Below are 15,332 nucleotides of genomic sequence, written 5' to 3' on the forward strand. Positions count from 1 at the left end.
ATTGAATGATGAATCACGCTAAGCCTTATCTGGCTGTCGCTGCGCTATTGATGGGCACACTAAGCCTCAATAGTCAGGCAACACAGCTTATCTACACTCCAGTTAACCCCAATTTTGGCGGCAGCTACCTTAATGGCTCCTATCTGTTGGCCAATGCCTCAGCGCAAAATGATCATAAGGGCGGCTCAGGTTACACACCGCCAAGTGCGCTGGAACGAATGGCAAGTTCCTTAGAGTCTCGTTTAATGAGTCAGCTGTTTAACGATGCGGCCAATGGCGGCGAAGGCTACCTTAAAACCACAGATTTTGAGATCCAAGTCGTCAACGAAGATGGCACGCTGCTGGTGCATATTACCGATCTGCTTACTGGGGAAACGACAGTGATCGAAGTGGGTGGCCTGAGTGACAGTTCGAGTGTAGGCGGCTAAAAATGAAGCATTTTTTAATAGTCATTAGCCTAGTGATCTTGGGCGGATGTTCAAGCACTAGTGAGCTTGAGCGAGTACAGGCCTCATCAAGTCTGATGCCAAAAGGTGAGAGTTATTACGATCTCATTAACTTACCCGCGCCTCAAGGTGTCATGCTCGCCGCTGTTTATGATTTTCGCGACCAGACGGGCCAGTATAAGCCGATCCCCTCGAGTAACTTCTCTACCGCCGTCCCCCAAAGCGGTACCGCCTTTTTGGCGCAGGCATTAAATGATTCAAGTTGGTTTATTCCGGTAGAGCGTGAGGGTCTGCAGAATCTGCTCACTGAGCGCAAAATTGTTAGGGCGGGTTTAAAAGGCGATGCCAACAAGCTCCCCCAGTTGAATTCGGCGCAGATTCTGATGGAGGGCGGTATTGTCGCCTATGACACCAATGTAAGAACTGGCGGGGCGGGTGCTCGCTATTTAGGCATCGGTGCTGCTACCCAGTTTAGGGTTGATACCGTCACGGTTAACCTGAGGGCTGTGGATATTCGAACCGGACGCTTGCTCAGCAGCGTGACGACGACTAAGTCTATCCTCTCTAAAGAGATCACCGCTGGTGTATTTAAGTTTATCGATGCCCAGGAGCTGCTTGAATCAGAGCTAGGCTATACATCCAATGAGCCAGTGAGTTTGTGCGTTGCCTCGGCAATTGAAAGTGCCGTAGTGCATATGATCGCCGATGGGATTTGGAAAGGTGCGTGGAATTTAGCAGATCAAGCCAGTGGCCTTCGCAGCCCTGTGTTACAAAAATATTGGTTAGAGGCACACTCGGAAGCCAGGGTGATGGCCAAAGTCAGCCAGGGATAAGTCAGTCAGAACAAGCCAAAACTGGATACATCTCTATTCTCTTAGTGGTTTAGGCAACAAAAATGTATTTGATGTGCTTATTAAACGCTAAAAAACTGACGCAAAAAAATAATGTGACTAAGTAATAGTTCTTATCACTTAGTGTGACTTAGTAGCTAATTTTAAAAAGATTATTGCCTTATTCTTTCTGTGTCTATGTCGAACTCAGCAAGCTTTTAGTACAATTCGTCAAGTTTTTGACTTGCCGAATAAAAAGCCATGAAAAAGTTAGCATTATTATTAGTGTTATTGCCTCTTTATGCACATGGAGTGGCACCTTTTGGTCTTAAATGGGGCGATGATGTTAGCCTGTATGAAGAGGCTAAGCATCAGGGAGATGATATTTGGGTGCAGACCCAAGTTGTACCTAAGGCCCTCTCTATCGCAGAACATTATTTGCTGTCCGGTGATGTGCAGCATGGCTTGTTGCAAGTTACCATGACGAGTTACAAATATGGCGTGCATGCCGATGAGCTAAATGATGATTTTCAAATCGTTAAACAGTCTCTTATTAAGTCTGGCTATCTAAAGACAGACTATGTTGCCAGTGAGTTGAGCTCTTATCAATGCGTGTTGCAGGGAACCTGTTCGGGTAAACGTTGGTATGCTATCGATGAAGACGGTACCTATGTTGCGCTCGAGCAGCTGGCAAAAACCCGCCAGGATGCCTATATCAAAATGACCTTCAAATCACCCGAGTTGATGGAGATTGAAGCCGAGCGCGAAGAGTTGAAGCAGCTCAAGCAGCAAGATAAATTAAATAGCGATAAATTAGCGTTCGATTAGATAACTGCTAGCACCTATAGTGGCCCGGCACCTTTAAGGTGGCGGGCTTTTTTTATGTATTAAACAGCTTAGCTGATATAAATTTCGCCACTCGATACAGGGCATAACTCCTTTATTTATATGACGGATCACAAAATGGTATTTTGTGAGTATACTGACAGGGTTAACCCTATATCGAGGATAGTGCAATGGCCGAAGAGACCATTTTCAGTAAAATTATTCGACGCGAAATCCCTGCCGATATTTTATATCAAGATGAATTAGTGACAGCTTTTAGAGATATTGAGCCAAAGGCACCGACGCACATTCTTATTGTGCCTAATCATCTGATCCCCACAGTGAATGATGTCAAGGCATCGGACGAAAAGGCCCTGGGCCGGATGATGACAGTGGCGGCAAAGCTCGCTGACGAGGCTGGTATTGCCGAAGACGGCTACCGCCTGATCATGAACTGCAATAAACATGGTGGGCAGGAAGTATTCCATATTCATATGCATCTGCTAGGCGGTGATTTCTTAGGCCCGCTAGTATCTCATCGCTAATGGCGATTGCTGAAAAACGCTGGAGAGCATATGAAGACAAATCCTGATTTTTTTCCGCTGACTGATTTGGCGACTCGCTTTGTGGACCAGCTGGTACAGTGTCGCCGTCTCGGCCTCAGCGTGCTTGAAGCCAGCGAACAGCATGTGTTGATCGAGCTTCCCTACAGTAGCGAACTGATTGGTTACCCTGATACAGGTGTGATCCACGGCGGCGTGATCACCACGCTTATGGATACCGCCAGTGGCACCGCAGTGGTCTGTAATATCTTTGACAAGTATAAGTCGCTGGAGTTGTCGCCAACCTTAGATCTGCGGGTCGATTATATGAAGGCCGCCGAGCCAAACAAGAGTGTCTACGGTTTTGCCGAGTGCTATAAATTGTCATCGAGCGTGGCTTTTACCCGGGCGATCGCCTATCAGGATTCTATCGATGATCCTATTGCCCATGCCGTGGGTTCATTTATGCGTATCAGTCCTGAAATGGTGGGTGAAGCCTTTAGACAGGCGCTAATGGGAGAGGGCCAATGACAGTACCTGAGCAAGATACCCACAAAGCTTTGAATGTTAAAGATATCGTTAAGAAGGCGACCGAGCTTAATGATTTCGGCCATCTCTTAGATCACGTACCTTATGCTAAGTTTATTGGTATGCAGGTGGTGCGTTTCGGTGATGAGTTGGTGTTTCAGTTACCCAAAAAAGATGAAAATATCGGCAACCCTACCTTACCAGCACTCCATGGTGGCGTGATTGCCGGATTTATGGAGATGTCGGCTATTGTGCAGTTAATGGTGTTTATGCAAACCACTAAGGTGCCTAAGATCGTCGATTTCTCGATAGACTATTTAAGGGCGGGACACCATAGAGATAGTTTTGCCGAGTGTAAAATTACCCGTCAGGGCCGCCGTGTGGCCAATGTGAATATCAACTGCTGGCAAACCAATCGTAAGGCGCTCATTGCCACTGCCCGAGCCCACTTTTTGATTGAGTGATCAGATACGCTTCGGCGTGTAAGGAGAATACTGATGAAGAAGGGATTAGCCATAGTTGCCATTCTGTTCGGGCTGAGTGCCTGTGCGCCCCATACCGGCGGGATCATGGCGAGCTCTACAGGTGAAAGCAGGGTTGATAACCGCTCCTTTCATTCCGACGTGGATGTCACAGGAGTCCTGACTGTAGTAGATGCGGGATTTTTAAGGGCCCGCGGCACTATTATCAGTAAGGCAAAGACAGATTTGCAGCTGCAATATAAGTTTACCTGGTATGACATTAACGGCGCCACCATCGAAGATGAGGGAGTTAGCTGGAAGTCCCTTAAGTTACATGGAAAGCAGCAGATGCAGGTGACCGCTTTGTCCCCCAATGCTAATGCAGTGCGGTGTGAGCTCTATGTTAGACAGGCCTATTCAAACTAAGGTCGCTATATATTGATTAAAACGTCGGCATTGCCGGCGTTTTTTTATGGGCCATGCGCAAAATATGCGTTAAAAATGTCAACTCTTTGTATGACTCATGTATAATCGGCCTCGCCAAGGGGTGTTAACGCCAAGCTAAAGGCTTCGCATTGACTGAGATGTTCGCTAGACAAACCCTTAGAACCTGATCCGGCTAATACCGGCGTAGGAATGGGCCACAACACTAGATTTAACACTATCTAACTGTGCATTCTTTCTCGCTTTTTTAAGTGCCGGATCTCAATATTTATTTGAGGTCCTATGTTTACATTAAAATCCTATTCTCCTGTCGCCCTTGCCGTGGCGGCTGCATTAACCCAAACCACCGTTTTCGCCAGCGATACGCCTGTCACCACAGATGAGATGGAAGTGATTGTTGTCACCTCAGACTTTCGTCAGTCGAGCTTAGATAAGGTGCCTTCCAGCATTAGCGTTATCGACCAGCAGCAGATAGAAGATGAAGGGGCGCAGCATTTTGAAGATGTGCTCAACTCCATTGCTAACTTTAACTGGTCTGGCGGTAGCTCCAGAGCCAAATATTTTCAGATCCGCGGTGTGGGTGAGCAGGAAGAGTATCAGGGAGCGCCTAACTCTTCTGTGGGTTACATCATAGACGATATCGATCTGTCGGGTCTGGGGATGGTCTCCAGCATGTATGACCTGCAGCAGGTGGAAGTACTGCGCGGACCGCAAGGGACGCGATATGGAGCTAACGCCTTGGCAGGCCTTATCTACCTTAAGAGTAACGACCCGACCTCTGTATTTGAGCATGGCGCCGAGCTGCAGCTAGGTGACGATAATCTGCGTACCTTTAGCGGCTTTAGTTCAGGCCCCTTAAGTGATTCAGGCAAGCTGTTGTATCGCGTGTCGCTGCAACAACATGATCAAAATGGCTACCGAGATAACCTTTACCTGGGCCGTGATGATACCAATGCGCGGGATGAATTTACCGGGCGCATCAAACTGCGCTGGTATGCCACCGATGATTTAGTGGCCGATTTCAACCTGATGCACGCCAATTTCAATAACGGCTATGATGCCTGGACATTAGATAATAACGGTTTTGATACCTTAACCGATGAACCGGGCGTGGATAAGCAGCGCACTACGGGCGGCTCGCTAAAATTGACCTATTCGGGCGCCGAGCATTTCGAGTTGGTCTCCTTAAGCTCTATGGCACAAAGTGATACTCATCATGGCTATGATGGTGACTGGGCCAACCCTGAATATTGGGCGGCGCGCAGTTGCGACGGGGAGCCTTGTCAGTATGATTATACTTGGAACAAACTGGGGGATCGCACCACGCTATCGCAAGAGTTTCGTCTAAGCTCGACGGATGCAGGCCGACTCTTTAACGACAGTACCGACTGGTTGGTGGGCATCTATGGTCTCAGACTCACCGAAGACAATGACACCCTTGAATTCTATAACGGCTGGGAAGATGGGCTGACTGCCGAATATGAGGCAACCAATTTAGCACTCTTCGGTCAGTTAGATAGCGAGCTAGGTCAGGGCTATGCGCTCTCTGTCGGCGTACGCTTCGAGCGCCGTGAAAGCGAATACAGTGACTCGGCCGAAGATGCCTTTGCACCATCGGAAAACATGTGGGGCGGTCATATCGCCCTGAGTAAAGCCTTGAGCGATCAGCATCAAGCCTATGCCCGTATTGCCAGAGGGTACAAGGCTGGTGGCTTTAACATGTCACTTCCCCTATCGCTAAGCGACAAAAAAGAGTTCCAGGCAGAGACCTTGTATAACTATGAGCTTGGCATCAAGTCTGAGTGGCTCGATGGTGATGCAAGCACCCATTTCTCACTCTTCTACATGGACAGACGGGATCAACAGGTCTCGGCTTCTCAGCAAAACCCCGATGAGCCACAGAAATTTATCCTATACGTCGAAAACGCGGGCAGCTCACACAACTATGGTGCCGAGCTTGAAGCCAACTGGTATGCCACCGATAACTTAAAACTCTATGGCACACTGGGCTGGCTCGAGACAGCCTATGGCGATTATGTCTACCAGGATAAATATGGTGGGGAAGTGGATCTGAGCGGACGCGAATTGGCTCACTCGCCTAACTTTACCTACAGTGCTGGCGCCACCTATCGTAGTGACATGGGCTGGTTTGTTAACTTAACGACCAGTGGGAAGAGTAAGTTCTACTACTCTGACAGTAACGACTCTCAGTCTGAGGCCTATACCTTGTTTAATGCCCGCTTAGGCTATGAGACAGAGACCTGGTCGGCTTATCTGTGGGGACGCAACCTGCTTGATGAAAAGTACGGCGTGCGCGGTTTCTATTTCGGTAATGAGCCTGATAACGGCTGGGCGGATAAACAGTATATTCGTTACGGCGATCCGCGTCAGCTAGGCGTCACCCTTAACGTCAAATTCATGTAATAACCCTCACTAAGGGGCGAGCATTCAATCGCCCCAAAAGGAACTAAGATGAAACTAACAGCTGAAATCAGCATGTATCCGTTAAAGGATAATTATATCGAACCCATTCAATGGTTTATCGATAGGGTAGATACCTATGCCAATATCGAGCGGCGAACCAATGCTATGGCCACACAGGTGTGCGGCGAGTATGGCGAGGTGATGGCGATGTTGGCAACCGAAATGCAGGCGGCACATGAGAAGTGGGGCAAGGCGGTATTTGTGGTCAAGTTTATTGGCGGCGAGTTGGATCTCTCTCACCAACAGTAATTCAAGACTGACCCACTGATAACAGGAGCGATGCTTAAGCTATGACAGATCTCTGGTCTGCCTTATTGGCGACACTTTCCGGCGCCTTCGCCGAGGCCAATGGCCTGACAGCCTGGGAAGCCGTGGCGGTATTACTGGCCTTGGCCTATCTGGCGCTCGCCATGCGCGGCAACATCTGGTGCTGGGCGGCAGCCTTAGTGAGTACGGCTATCTATACCGTGCTGTTTTGGGAGGTCTCTTTGCTGATGGAGTCGCTGCTAAATGTTTATTACATGGTGATGGCGGTTTATGGCTTCTGGCTGTGGCGATACGGTGGTGGCGATGAGAACGGCGTAGAGGTGGTTAGCTGGTCGCTAGGGCGACATCTCTATCTTATCCTGGCTACCAGCGTCGTTTCCTTAGTGGTCGGTCACTTGATGGCTAGCTACACCCAGGCGTCCTATCCCTATCTCGATGCAGCAACCAGCTGCTTTGCCGTGATGACCACCTACCTGGTGGCCCGTAAAGTACTGGAAAACTGGCTTTATTGGGTGGTGATCGATCTTGTTTCCATCTACCTGTATCTCAATAAGGGACTGATGCTGACCTCTTTGCTGTTTATTCTGTATGTGGGCATGGCCATAGGTGGCTACTTTTTGTGGCGAACCAGCATGCATCAGGGGATGGGCGAGGATGGCGCTTACTCCTATGAATAAGCTGCCTTGTTACCCTTTACGCATAAGTAAGGGCCACTATGGCGCTTAATCGTCAAGGGGCAACAACTTGGTTGCAACGCCATCTGCCTTCTAATGTACTAAGCGAGGTGGAAAGGGTTTTCGCAAAGCTGGGTTGCTACATAGATGACAGCTGGGCAGTCGCTCCCTTGTCCCGCGGCCTAAGTAATCAGAACTATCACCTGGTGACTGGCAACGGGCAGTTTGTGCTGCGGATCAATAGCCAGGCCAGCAGTCAGATCTGCAAGCGAGACGATGAGGTGATGAATTGGCGCCTGGCCCAAACAGCGCAACTGGCGCCTGAGTTACTTTATGTGTCAGACGACAGTCGTTTTTATCTGAGCCGTTATATTCAGACCCAGCAGGACTGGAGTCAGCTGATGACGGCTAATCCCGCTCATCCGCTTATAGAGGAACATGAGTGTTGGCCTGGTGGCGAGCAGGCGCTGTTGAGGCTGCTGAAAGGACTCAGCGAACTGCCGTTACCGGCTAATTCTATGTCGGTAGGGGAACAGTGGCATAGCTATTATCAGCAGCTTCAGACGATTGCCGATGGCCCAAGTTTGCCCGAAAGTTACCAGCAGGCATGGCAGCAGAGATGGCAGGCACTAAAGGCCCTTAGCGAGCGAGTCGATGAGTTACTGCTGAGCTTAGATGCCTGCATGGTGTCGCCCCAATTCAGTCACAGGGACTTGAATCCTCATAATCTGTTGATGAGTGGGGGGCGTCTGTGGTGTATCGATTATGAATATGCCTGTAGCTCCCATCCTCTAGTGGATCTTGCCAGTGTACTGGCGAGCCACAGGCTCTCCTCAAACCAGCGTCATAGTTTGATCTTGGGCTACCTAAGTGAACATCCCCACCTTAACGACAGGGCGCAGGCAGCGATTCCAAACGCGGTCGCCCTCTACTGGGTGTTTGCAGCCTGTTGGGCTCTGCTGATGGCAAGCCAGGGGGGGGCATGCTTTCAAGGCGTGCAGACCCAGCCTGATGCGAGTCTGCCCCATAGTGTGGCTGACTACCTGCAATGTTTCGATGACTTTATGGCGTTAATAGCCTAATTCTATTCAGAACTCTCATTTTTAGTGTCATAGACTATCTTCAAATAGACAGATTTGACGCGATTGATTTATCGGCCGAAATTTAAATCCTCTGATTTGGGTCTATTAGGTCATAACAAATTAATGAGAGAGTAAGCTATGCAGAAGTTGTACGCCCAATTTATCAAAGCCATAGGTCAGCTAGACGGGGTCGCGGCCTTGGCCCTCAGACTCTATCTGGCGCCGGTTCTCATGCAAGCAGGCTACAATAAGCTGTCCAATTTTAGCGATACGGCGGCTTGGTTTGGTAATGCCGAGTGGGGTCTTGGCTTGCCAATGCCCGAGGTGATGGTGGCTCTGGCTGCAGGCAGTGAGTTTTTGGGTGGCATATTGTTGATCCTGGGCTTAGCCACCCGACTGATATCTATCCCCTTGATGGTCACCATGGCGGTGGCGGCCTTTAGCGTGCACTGGAAGAATGGCTGGTTAGCGATAGCCGATCCTAATTCCTGGCTGGCCAACGAGCAGGTATTGGCCTCGGCGGAGAAATTGGCTGCGGCCAAGTCTTTGCTTCAGGAACATGGTCACTATGATTGGCTAACATCCTCGGGTAACTTTGTGATCTTGAACAATGGTATCGAATTTGCCATCACTTATCTGTTTATGTTGTTGGCCTTGCTGGTGATAGGCGGTGGTCGTTACACCAGCCTAGATTATTTTATCGCGCGGCGTTACCTAGTTAAAACATAGGCAAGTCATAGATATAGGCTAAGCAATCACCTTGGCCTAGAGTGATGAAATCCCACCAATTTGGTGGGATTTTTATTGCCAATTTGCTACTCTCGAGCAAGATTTTAATTACAGGATAATCTTCGTGGATGCTATCGAACTTCTGTTAACCCGTCAGTCTAGTCCCAGATTAGTGGCGCCAGCGCCCGATGAAGCGCAGTTAAATCAGATCCTGGCAGCGGCTGTGCGCGTGCCGGATCATGGCAGCCTCACTCCCTGGGAGTTTATTATTGCCAAAGATGAAGGCTTAACACGTCTGGGCGCCTTATTTGTCGAAGCCATGCAAAGTGAAGGTGCCGATGAAGCGGCGCTGGCCAAGGCGGGCAATATGCCGCTGCGCGCCCCTATGGTCGTGACTGTGGTGGCTAAGGTGACGGAGCACCCTAAGGTGCCGCCACTTGAACAGCATATTGCCGCGGGTTGTGCCTGCATGGCGATGCAGCAAGCAGCCTTTGCCATGGGGTTAGGGGGGATTTGGCGTACAGGTCCCTTGGCGTTTAATCGCCATCTGCACCAGGCGATGGGCTTGTCGGCGCAAGATCAGATAGTGGGTTTTCTTTATCTGGGTACCCCTGCCGTGAAGGCGCCTTTAAAGCCGCAAAAGTCACCCGAATCAGCGGTGCGCTATCTTTAGGTCGCACTTTATGGGTAAAACTTCGACTTTGGTCGGGTTTACACTGTGGAGAAAACTGGCAAAGTGAAGGGGAGCCTGCATCCTACCTATGCAAGGTTTTCACCCTAAGTGATTGTGTTGCCCGCGATTAGCGGGCATTTTTTTGTGGTGTGTTATCAATGCCAGGCCTAGACGCCCACGCCGACATTAAGGGTTTCGAACCAGTCAAGGAACTGCTTGACCTGAGGACCGCGAAATATCCTGCCGTGTTGCGGGCAGAGGTATTGAATATCCAGCTTTCTCACCCGGTTTATCCAATCATTCTTGGCCCGATTCGAGGGCATCCACCTTTGGTGAAAATAGGCCATCTTGGCACAGTGCTGCTCGAAATCATCCACATAGATATCGGCTTGAGCATCTTCTAGGGCTGCCCCAACATCGCCGCTCATCAAGACCTTAGTCACAGGATCATAGACATGGAAATTACCTGAAGCATGCAGGTAGTGGGCGGGAATAAATTGCAGCTCCACCTGATCTAGGGCGAGACTGCCGCCATTATCGGCAATGGGCTCATAACTGATGTTGTTCATGCCAAAGTGACGAATAAAGCCTTCCCACAGCCAGGGCGAGTAGAGTTTCGCCTTGGGTAGCGTCTGATCCCATAGTCCCAGCGACGAGATAATATCCGGATCCTGGTGAGAAGCGAACAGGTGGGTTAACTGCTCCAGAGGAATATGTTTGACAATATTGGCCAGCATAGCGGCAAATAATTCTATGCCACCAGGGTCCATCAAGAGGGCCTTATGGCTGCTGACGACCATGTACTGGTTGGTGTCGATGATCTTATCGGGTTTTTCGGGGTCGCGACCAAAGTAGAGCCACTTATGGGTGGGGGTTTCGATGATCAGCTCACTTTTCATGGAATCGACTCCTTGTTTTATGATTATGGGTGGTGCCGTGGTTAGGGGGCTGTGTTGCCAAACAGGGCGATGGCATGGTCGACCCTTTTACGGATCAGCTGGGCTACATCGTCGACCCGATTCGCCACATCGTTAAAGATGGCCTGGTTGGCCGTGTCGACGCGGCAGGCTTCGATGCGACAGATAGAGGCAAGAATATTGGCGGTGCGCAGATTGCGTTTCAGCTCATAGAGTTGGTTTTCCATCTTATCGATGAGGCGATCAAATTCGTGCCGCAGGCGACTGTGGTTAGCTTCAGTGGCTTCGACGGCGGGGTTAATGGTATTGCCATAGGGCGCATTAGCAGCTTTTACTTTAGCCTGTTGGAAATGGTTGAGGGCAACCGCTGCTCTGGCGGTTTCGGTGGCGAGTCGACTGGCCCTATGGGCAAGTTGATTGATATCTGTTGCGGCTTTCATTGTGTAGGACGCCAGGTCATCGATAAAACCCGTTAAGGCTTTAAATCCCAAGGCGGCATTGCCCACCCGAGCTGAAGCGGCCTGAGCATTACTAGCGGTCAAATTGATCTGTTTACAGTAACTTAAGGTTTGGTTGAGCTCCGCTGCGACCACAGCCGCAATGACATGATATTGACTGATTTTCGGCGTATGTTTTGTCATTAGTGCCACTTCCTATGTAGAACCAATCACAGTATAGTCGAGATAATCTGAACTGAAAGTAACCTAGGAGAATTAATTGCTTACCCTAGAAACCGAGCGTCTTCTCCTGCGTGAGATGACGGTAAAAGATGCCCCATTTATGCTTAGGCTACTCAATAGCGAAGGCTTTATTAATAATATTGGTGATCGCGGTGTGCGCACCTTAATGCAGGCAGAAAACTATATTATCGAAGGGCCGATAAGCAGCTATCAGCAACACGGTTATGGCATGTATAGCATAGTGCTAAAGGCCAGTGGAGAGATCATAGGTTTGGCTGGTTTGGTTCGCAGAGAGCAGCTACCCGAGACGGATCTGGGCTATGCGCTGCTACCTGAGTTTTTAGGCCAAGGTTATGCGTTAGAAGCGAGTAAGGCAGTGCTGGCTCATGCCAAACAGCTTAAGCTGCAAACATTGCTGGCAATAGTGAATCACGACAATCAAGCATCGCGTGCGCTACTGACTAAACTCGGGTTCGAGAGCCAAGGGACCATGCCTTGGGCTGAGGATGATGAGGTGATGCTATATAAGATAACACTTTAATTAAATTGATTATTTTGTTAGCGTGTTGGTATCGCCTAGTCTACAGGTGTAGCAAGGCACCAAGATTTACATCATGGTGTGAAAGTACCAAGGAGATAATGCAAGGCTGGACAAGCTAAATAGGGGCGGGGGCAGAGCTCCTAATATATCCTACTGGCGTTAAGTGCCATGTTAGTTTCATCGATTCTTCATCTGAATTTGTTATAACCAGAGCATCGGAGCATGAGCATGAATCAAGATCTCTTGAGAGGCTGTTTAAACGGTGAGCATGTGGTGTTAGAGCCACTGCAAGAGGAGCATATACCTGCGCTGTCTATTGCGGTCAGCGATGGTGAGCTGTGGAACTTATGGTACACCTCTGCGCCCCATCCCGATGAGATGAAGGCCTATGTGGAGCAGGCGTTAGCCAGCGAACAACGTGGGGAAGCTTTAGCCTTTGCGGTGCGAGACAAACGCTCTGGTCAGATAGTTGGCTGTACTCGCTTGATGTCTTGGGATCAGACCCATAGACGGATCGAGATTGGCCATACCTGGTATGCCAAGAGCGCTCAGCGCACCGGGATCAACAGCGAGTGTAAGCTGTTGCTGCTGACCTATGCCTTTGAGGTGCTAGATGTGATTGCAGTAGAGTTTAGAACTCACTGGCACAATCAACCATCCCGTGAGGCTATCACTCGTCTGGGGGCCAAGCAGGATGGGGTGTTGAGAAACCACCGTATCCTCAAAGATGGCACCATCAGAGACACAGTAGTCTATTCCATCATAGACTCTGAGTGGCCATCGGTTAAGCAGGGGCTTAAGTTTCGTATACAGCAATATCAAGATGCAGGCTAATCTAAGTGACGATTCAACAACAGGGAGGATTAATGTCAGGAGAATTACGCAGAGCAAGGTTGGAAGACACGGCAGTCGTGGCTGCGTTATTTGATGAATATCGCCAGTTCTATCACCAAAAGAGTGATATCGAACTCGCTACTAAATTTATTCATTCACGTTTAAGCAATCAGGATGCTGTGATTTTTGTGGTCCTCGATGGTCAGAGCAATGCCTTGGGATTTTGCCAGCTTTACCCTAGCTTTAGCTCAATTCATGCTAGTAGCATGCTGATCTTAAGCGATCTCTACGTGACTCAGCACGCCCGCTGTGTCGGGGTGGGGCGCCGATTGATGAATATTGCTATCGACTATGCCAAGGCCAAAGGCGTTGCGTCGATATTCTTAGAAACCCATAAAGAAAACCACCAGGCGCAGGCTCTCTATGAATCTCTTGGCTTTACCCTCGAGCAAGAATTTTTAAGCTATAGCCTTGATATTCAGTGACATCTAAAGTAGAAATGGTTCATTATCTATCACTGCACAAGGACAGTATTGATGCGCAAGACTCTTATAATTTCATTGTTAGCCCTGATGGCCAACGGCGCAGTGGCCGCTAACACTCCCTCAGACGCGGAACTGGCATTTAATAAAGAGGCGCTGGAATGTGCCGCCTATTATCAAATTGCGTCAGAAACCATTGCGGGTATGAATGCACCGCAAATGAAACCGGTTGGCGAGCGTTTAAAAAAGTCTGGCGAAGATGCCGTCATACTGGCGAAGAAATACCAGGCTGCCGACCAAGTTGAGCAGCAACTTGAAACCACAGTCGCCAAGCAAAGGGCTAGTCTACCAAGCAATAATAACCTGGGTAGCTTGATGGGGCGTTATAAGGGCCCTTGCCAGAAGCTGATGGCCAATCCACAGGAACGTCTGGATTACTGGATCATGGCGACCATGTAGGCCTATATAGGTTTAGAGACTAAACCGTCCCCGCTCAGTGATTAAAGTTAAAATTTAGTCATGAAAGCAGAGTCATTAAAGAGTCATTAAAAAGAGTGCGCTTGCGCACTCTTTTGTTATCGGACATGAAACAGGGAATCGACTAGACTGGTCTAGTTAGGAGTGATTCTTAATGCTTGTTTTCATGGAGACTCGATGAATATCTATTTGCTCATCGCTGGCGTTATCGCCACTTTTACCTGTATCGGCCACTTCACCATAGGAAAGCAGCGCTTTCTCAAGCCTATGCTTGAGGCAGACTTTGACCCTATCGCCAAGTCCATCATGCACTGTGTGTTTCACTATATCTCAGTGTTTTTGGTGTTATCGGCCTTAGTGCTGATCGCCTGCGCTTTTGAGCTGATGTCGAACATGCAGAGCTATGCCTTATTGCTGTTTATCGCGCTAAACTTTGTGCTGTTTGCGATCTGGCAGATCTATATAGGTTATTTTGCGGAGGTAAAGGGGGCATTTCGCTCCCTGTTTCAGTGGATCTTCTTCGTGGTGGTCAGTGGTTTTACGTTTGCGGGGATCTTCCAGGGCTGACTAGGCGATTTAGAAATTAACCCAAGGCTAGACTTAGCGTTTGCAAGTTCAGATATCAAATTGAGGCCAATGGGCTATTCGCCCACTGGGACACTCTGATCGTTACAGCTATTGCGGGCCTCGCAATCATCATATTGCACGCTAATGCTACTCACATCGACAGGCTGCTCATCTTGTTTAAAGCTCGCCCATTCCTGTTTAATGCTCGTCAGCCAGCGGTTGTCTGTCTCTTGCTCCAAGTAGGTGGAAACATCGACAAAGGTTAGCCAAAAGGCATAAGCCACGATGGCGTACATTGTAAAACGAAACATCATTTTCACCCTGGTATCACTTAACTAGAAACGCACTATACGCCCTAAATTTCAAGAAATAAACTGTCAATGTTTTGCCGCTTTTTAGTGTATCAATCTACGATGTAACCATTTGTATTGTATGGTTAAAAATTTATTAAGGGGTTGCTTATGTAGGTAAAAATGACGCTGTCAGTTTATTAGCGAGCAGCCTGTTTTTTGACTCTTTGTCGGAAGTGCTGGGAGAGTTGGCATTATTTTTGATTGGCGCGATGAGTGCGAAGTTGTAATTTGAGGTGGATTGTTTAGCGAGCGGTTTGGGCGCTCGGATCTTTATTATTGTTAATTGCCTGTCCAGCGATTAGACCTAAATCGGTTTGTCGTCGGATGTTTATGGATATTGACGTGACATTTCAATAGTTGGGTTTCTGGGTGCCGCTTCTAAGTTAATTTGTAGCTTTTGACGGCAATTTTATCTGTTGAGTGGGTTTAAGGTTGTACCTTCACAGTAATCAATCGCCTGCCCGGCGGGGGGGCGTGCAGATACGCCTGTGAGACG

Annotated in this window: 21 protein-coding genes and 1 riboswitch; of the genes, 18 read left to right on the forward strand and 3 right to left on the reverse strand. The window is 48.8% G+C overall.

All coding sequences use genetic code 11. From position 1 onward, the window contains the following. Positions 1 to 8: 8 nt before the first annotated feature. From L2712_RS12395 to L2712_RS12455, 13 genes are all read left to right on the forward strand, one after another. Complete coding sequence (locus tag L2712_RS12395) at positions 9 to 428, forward strand: curli assembly protein CsgF (RefSeq protein ID WP_283104838.1); 420 nt, start codon at positions 9 to 11, stop codon at positions 426 to 428. Positions 429 to 430: 2 nt separating this feature from the next. After that, positions 431 to 1,279 (forward strand): CsgG/HfaB family protein, encoded by an 849-nt coding sequence (locus L2712_RS12400; RefSeq protein ID WP_033538267.1) that lies wholly within the window; start codon positions 431 to 433, stop codon positions 1,277 to 1,279. 258 nt (positions 1,280 to 1,537) lie between these two features. Then, complete coding sequence (locus L2712_RS12405; RefSeq protein ID WP_088904784.1) at positions 1,538 to 2,104, forward strand: hypothetical protein; 567 nt, start codon at positions 1,538 to 1,540, stop codon at positions 2,102 to 2,104. Between the two features lie 188 nt (positions 2,105 to 2,292). Beyond that, complete coding sequence (hinT, locus tag L2712_RS12410; RefSeq protein WP_033538269.1) at positions 2,293 to 2,646, forward strand: purine nucleoside phosphoramidase; 354 nt, start codon at positions 2,293 to 2,295, stop codon at positions 2,644 to 2,646. Positions 2,647 to 2,676: 30 nt separating this feature from the next. Then, the gene (locus tag L2712_RS12415; protein ID WP_033538270.1) at positions 2,677 to 3,174 is read left to right on the forward strand and encodes a PaaI family thioesterase; all 498 of its coding nucleotides are present in this window, start codon (positions 2,677 to 2,679) and stop codon (positions 3,172 to 3,174) included. Then, positions 3,171 to 3,635, forward strand: coding sequence for a PaaI family thioesterase (locus L2712_RS12420; RefSeq protein ID WP_033538271.1), 465 nt, complete (start codon positions 3,171 to 3,173; stop codon positions 3,633 to 3,635). Before L2712_RS12415 ends, L2712_RS12420 begins: the two co-directional genes overlap by 4 nt. Positions 3,636 to 3,668: 33 nt before the next feature. Next, the gene (locus tag L2712_RS12425) at positions 3,669 to 4,058 is read left to right on the forward strand and encodes a YcfL family putative periplasmic lipoprotein (protein WP_088904782.1); all 390 of its coding nucleotides are present in this window, start codon (positions 3,669 to 3,671) and stop codon (positions 4,056 to 4,058) included. A 107-nt stretch (positions 4,059 to 4,165) separates the two neighbouring features. After that, positions 4,166 to 4,286: riboswitch (TPP riboswitch) on the forward strand. 72 nt (positions 4,287 to 4,358) lie between these two features. Then, positions 4,359 to 6,500: a TonB-dependent receptor gene (locus L2712_RS12430; protein ID WP_248977954.1), complete on the forward strand. Its 2,142-nt coding sequence runs from the start codon at positions 4,359 to 4,361 to the stop codon at positions 6,498 to 6,500. A gap of 48 nt (positions 6,501 to 6,548) precedes the next feature. Then, positions 6,549 to 6,809, forward strand: a complete 261-nt coding sequence (locus L2712_RS12435) for a hypothetical protein (protein WP_248977955.1) — start codon at positions 6,549 to 6,551, stop codon at positions 6,807 to 6,809. Positions 6,810 to 6,850: 41 nt separating this feature from the next. After that, positions 6,851 to 7,504, forward strand: coding sequence for a nicotinamide riboside transporter PnuC (gene pnuC / locus L2712_RS12440; RefSeq protein WP_248977956.1), 654 nt, complete (start codon positions 6,851 to 6,853; stop codon positions 7,502 to 7,504). Between the two features lie 38 nt (positions 7,505 to 7,542). After that, a complete protein-coding gene (locus tag L2712_RS12445) occupies positions 7,543 to 8,583 on the forward strand; it encodes a phosphotransferase (RefSeq protein ID WP_248977957.1) in 1,041 nt (346 codons plus the stop codon). A 138-nt stretch (positions 8,584 to 8,721) separates the two neighbouring features. Further along, positions 8,722 to 9,312, forward strand: coding sequence for an HvfX family Cu-binding RiPP maturation protein (locus tag L2712_RS12450; RefSeq protein ID WP_248977958.1), 591 nt, complete (start codon positions 8,722 to 8,724; stop codon positions 9,310 to 9,312). A gap of 124 nt (positions 9,313 to 9,436) precedes the next feature. After that, positions 9,437 to 9,985, forward strand: a complete 549-nt coding sequence (locus L2712_RS12455) for an NAD(P)H nitroreductase (protein ID WP_248977959.1) — start codon at positions 9,437 to 9,439, stop codon at positions 9,983 to 9,985. 167 nt (positions 9,986 to 10,152) lie between these two features. Here L2712_RS12455 and L2712_RS12460 read toward each other — a convergent pair whose 3' ends face one another. Continuing rightward, positions 10,153 to 10,884 (reverse strand): oxygen-binding di-iron domain-containing protein, encoded by a 732-nt coding sequence (locus L2712_RS12460; RefSeq protein ID WP_033538278.1) that lies wholly within the window; start codon positions 10,882 to 10,884, stop codon positions 10,153 to 10,155. Between the two features lie 41 nt (positions 10,885 to 10,925). Next, positions 10,926 to 11,543 (reverse strand): chemotaxis protein, encoded by a 618-nt coding sequence (locus tag L2712_RS12465; protein WP_088904776.1) that lies wholly within the window; start codon positions 11,541 to 11,543, stop codon positions 10,926 to 10,928. Between the two features lie 76 nt (positions 11,544 to 11,619). Between L2712_RS12465 and L2712_RS12470 the strand changes: the two genes are divergently transcribed. From L2712_RS12470 to L2712_RS12490, 5 genes are all read left to right on the forward strand, one after another. After that, positions 11,620 to 12,123, forward strand: a complete 504-nt coding sequence (locus L2712_RS12470; protein ID WP_033538280.1) for a GNAT family N-acetyltransferase — start codon at positions 11,620 to 11,622, stop codon at positions 12,121 to 12,123. 228 nt (positions 12,124 to 12,351) lie between these two features. After that, a complete protein-coding gene (locus tag L2712_RS12475) occupies positions 12,352 to 12,957 on the forward strand; it encodes a GNAT family N-acetyltransferase (protein ID WP_248977960.1) in 606 nt (201 codons plus the stop codon). Positions 12,958 to 12,989: 32 nt separating this feature from the next. Beyond that, complete coding sequence (locus L2712_RS12480; protein ID WP_033538282.1) at positions 12,990 to 13,442, forward strand: GNAT family N-acetyltransferase; 453 nt, start codon at positions 12,990 to 12,992, stop codon at positions 13,440 to 13,442. A gap of 51 nt (positions 13,443 to 13,493) precedes the next feature. Continuing rightward, positions 13,494 to 13,898 carry a hypothetical protein gene (locus tag L2712_RS12485; protein ID WP_248977961.1) on the forward strand — a complete coding sequence of 135 codons (405 nt, stop codon included), beginning with the start codon at positions 13,494 to 13,496 and terminating at the stop codon, positions 13,896 to 13,898. Between the two features lie 195 nt (positions 13,899 to 14,093). Further along, positions 14,094 to 14,483 (forward strand): hypothetical protein, encoded by a 390-nt coding sequence (locus L2712_RS12490; protein ID WP_248977962.1) that lies wholly within the window; start codon positions 14,094 to 14,096, stop codon positions 14,481 to 14,483. Between the two features lie 74 nt (positions 14,484 to 14,557). Here the strand turns inward: L2712_RS12490 and L2712_RS12495 are convergent, their stop codons facing one another. Then, positions 14,558 to 14,794, reverse strand: coding sequence for a hypothetical protein (locus L2712_RS12495; protein WP_248977963.1), 237 nt, complete (start codon positions 14,792 to 14,794; stop codon positions 14,558 to 14,560). Positions 14,795 to 15,332 lie beyond the last annotated feature (538 nt).

It is taken from the genome of Shewanella marisflavi (genome assembly GCF_023283925.1).
GTDB classification, from domain to species: domain Bacteria; phylum Pseudomonadota; class Gammaproteobacteria; order Enterobacterales; family Shewanellaceae; genus Shewanella; species Shewanella marisflavi.

What these genes read in the sequence shown, in the direction of transcription:
- L2712_RS12460 (WP_033538278.1), bottom strand. Translation starts at nt 10,884, where the DNA reads ATGAAAAGTGAGCTGATCATCGAAACCCCCACCCATAAGTGGCTCTAC.
- L2712_RS12400 (WP_033538267.1), top strand. Translation starts at nt 431, where the DNA reads ATGAAGCATTTTTTAATAGTCATTAGCCTAGTGATCTTGGGCGGATGT.
- L2712_RS12490 (WP_248977962.1), top strand. Translation starts at nt 14,094, where the DNA reads ATGAATATCTATTTGCTCATCGCTGGCGTTATCGCCACTTTTACCTGT.
- L2712_RS12395 (WP_283104838.1), top strand. Translation starts at nt 9, where the DNA reads ATGAATCACGCTAAGCCTTATCTGGCTGTCGCTGCGCTATTGATGGGC.
- L2712_RS12415 (WP_033538270.1), top strand. Translation starts at nt 2,677, where the DNA reads ATGAAGACAAATCCTGATTTTTTTCCGCTGACTGATTTGGCGACTCGC.
- L2712_RS12445 (WP_248977957.1), top strand. Translation starts at nt 7,543, where the DNA reads ATGGCGCTTAATCGTCAAGGGGCAACAACTTGGTTGCAACGCCATCTG.
- pnuC (WP_248977956.1), top strand. Translation starts at nt 6,851, where the DNA reads ATGACAGATCTCTGGTCTGCCTTATTGGCGACACTTTCCGGCGCCTTC.
- L2712_RS12430 (WP_248977954.1), top strand. Translation starts at nt 4,359, where the DNA reads ATGTTTACATTAAAATCCTATTCTCCTGTCGCCCTTGCCGTGGCGGCT.
- L2712_RS12450 (WP_248977958.1), top strand. Translation starts at nt 8,722, where the DNA reads ATGCAGAAGTTGTACGCCCAATTTATCAAAGCCATAGGTCAGCTAGAC.
- L2712_RS12495 (WP_248977963.1), bottom strand. Translation starts at nt 14,794, where the DNA reads ATGTTTCGTTTTACAATGTACGCCATCGTGGCTTATGCCTTTTGGCTA.
- hinT (WP_033538269.1), top strand. Translation starts at nt 2,293, where the DNA reads ATGGCCGAAGAGACCATTTTCAGTAAAATTATTCGACGCGAAATCCCT.
- L2712_RS12405 (WP_088904784.1), top strand. Translation starts at nt 1,538, where the DNA reads ATGAAAAAGTTAGCATTATTATTAGTGTTATTGCCTCTTTATGCACAT.
- L2712_RS12480 (WP_033538282.1), top strand. Translation starts at nt 12,990, where the DNA reads ATGTCAGGAGAATTACGCAGAGCAAGGTTGGAAGACACGGCAGTCGTG.
- L2712_RS12420 (WP_033538271.1), top strand. Translation starts at nt 3,171, where the DNA reads ATGACAGTACCTGAGCAAGATACCCACAAAGCTTTGAATGTTAAAGAT.
- L2712_RS12475 (WP_248977960.1), top strand. Translation starts at nt 12,352, where the DNA reads ATGAATCAAGATCTCTTGAGAGGCTGTTTAAACGGTGAGCATGTGGTG.
- L2712_RS12435 (WP_248977955.1), top strand. Translation starts at nt 6,549, where the DNA reads ATGAAACTAACAGCTGAAATCAGCATGTATCCGTTAAAGGATAATTAT.
- L2712_RS12425 (WP_088904782.1), top strand. Translation starts at nt 3,669, where the DNA reads ATGAAGAAGGGATTAGCCATAGTTGCCATTCTGTTCGGGCTGAGTGCC.
- L2712_RS12465 (WP_088904776.1), bottom strand. Translation starts at nt 11,543, where the DNA reads ATGACAAAACATACGCCGAAAATCAGTCAATATCATGTCATTGCGGCT.
- L2712_RS12485 (WP_248977961.1), top strand. Translation starts at nt 13,494, where the DNA reads ATGCGCAAGACTCTTATAATTTCATTGTTAGCCCTGATGGCCAACGGC.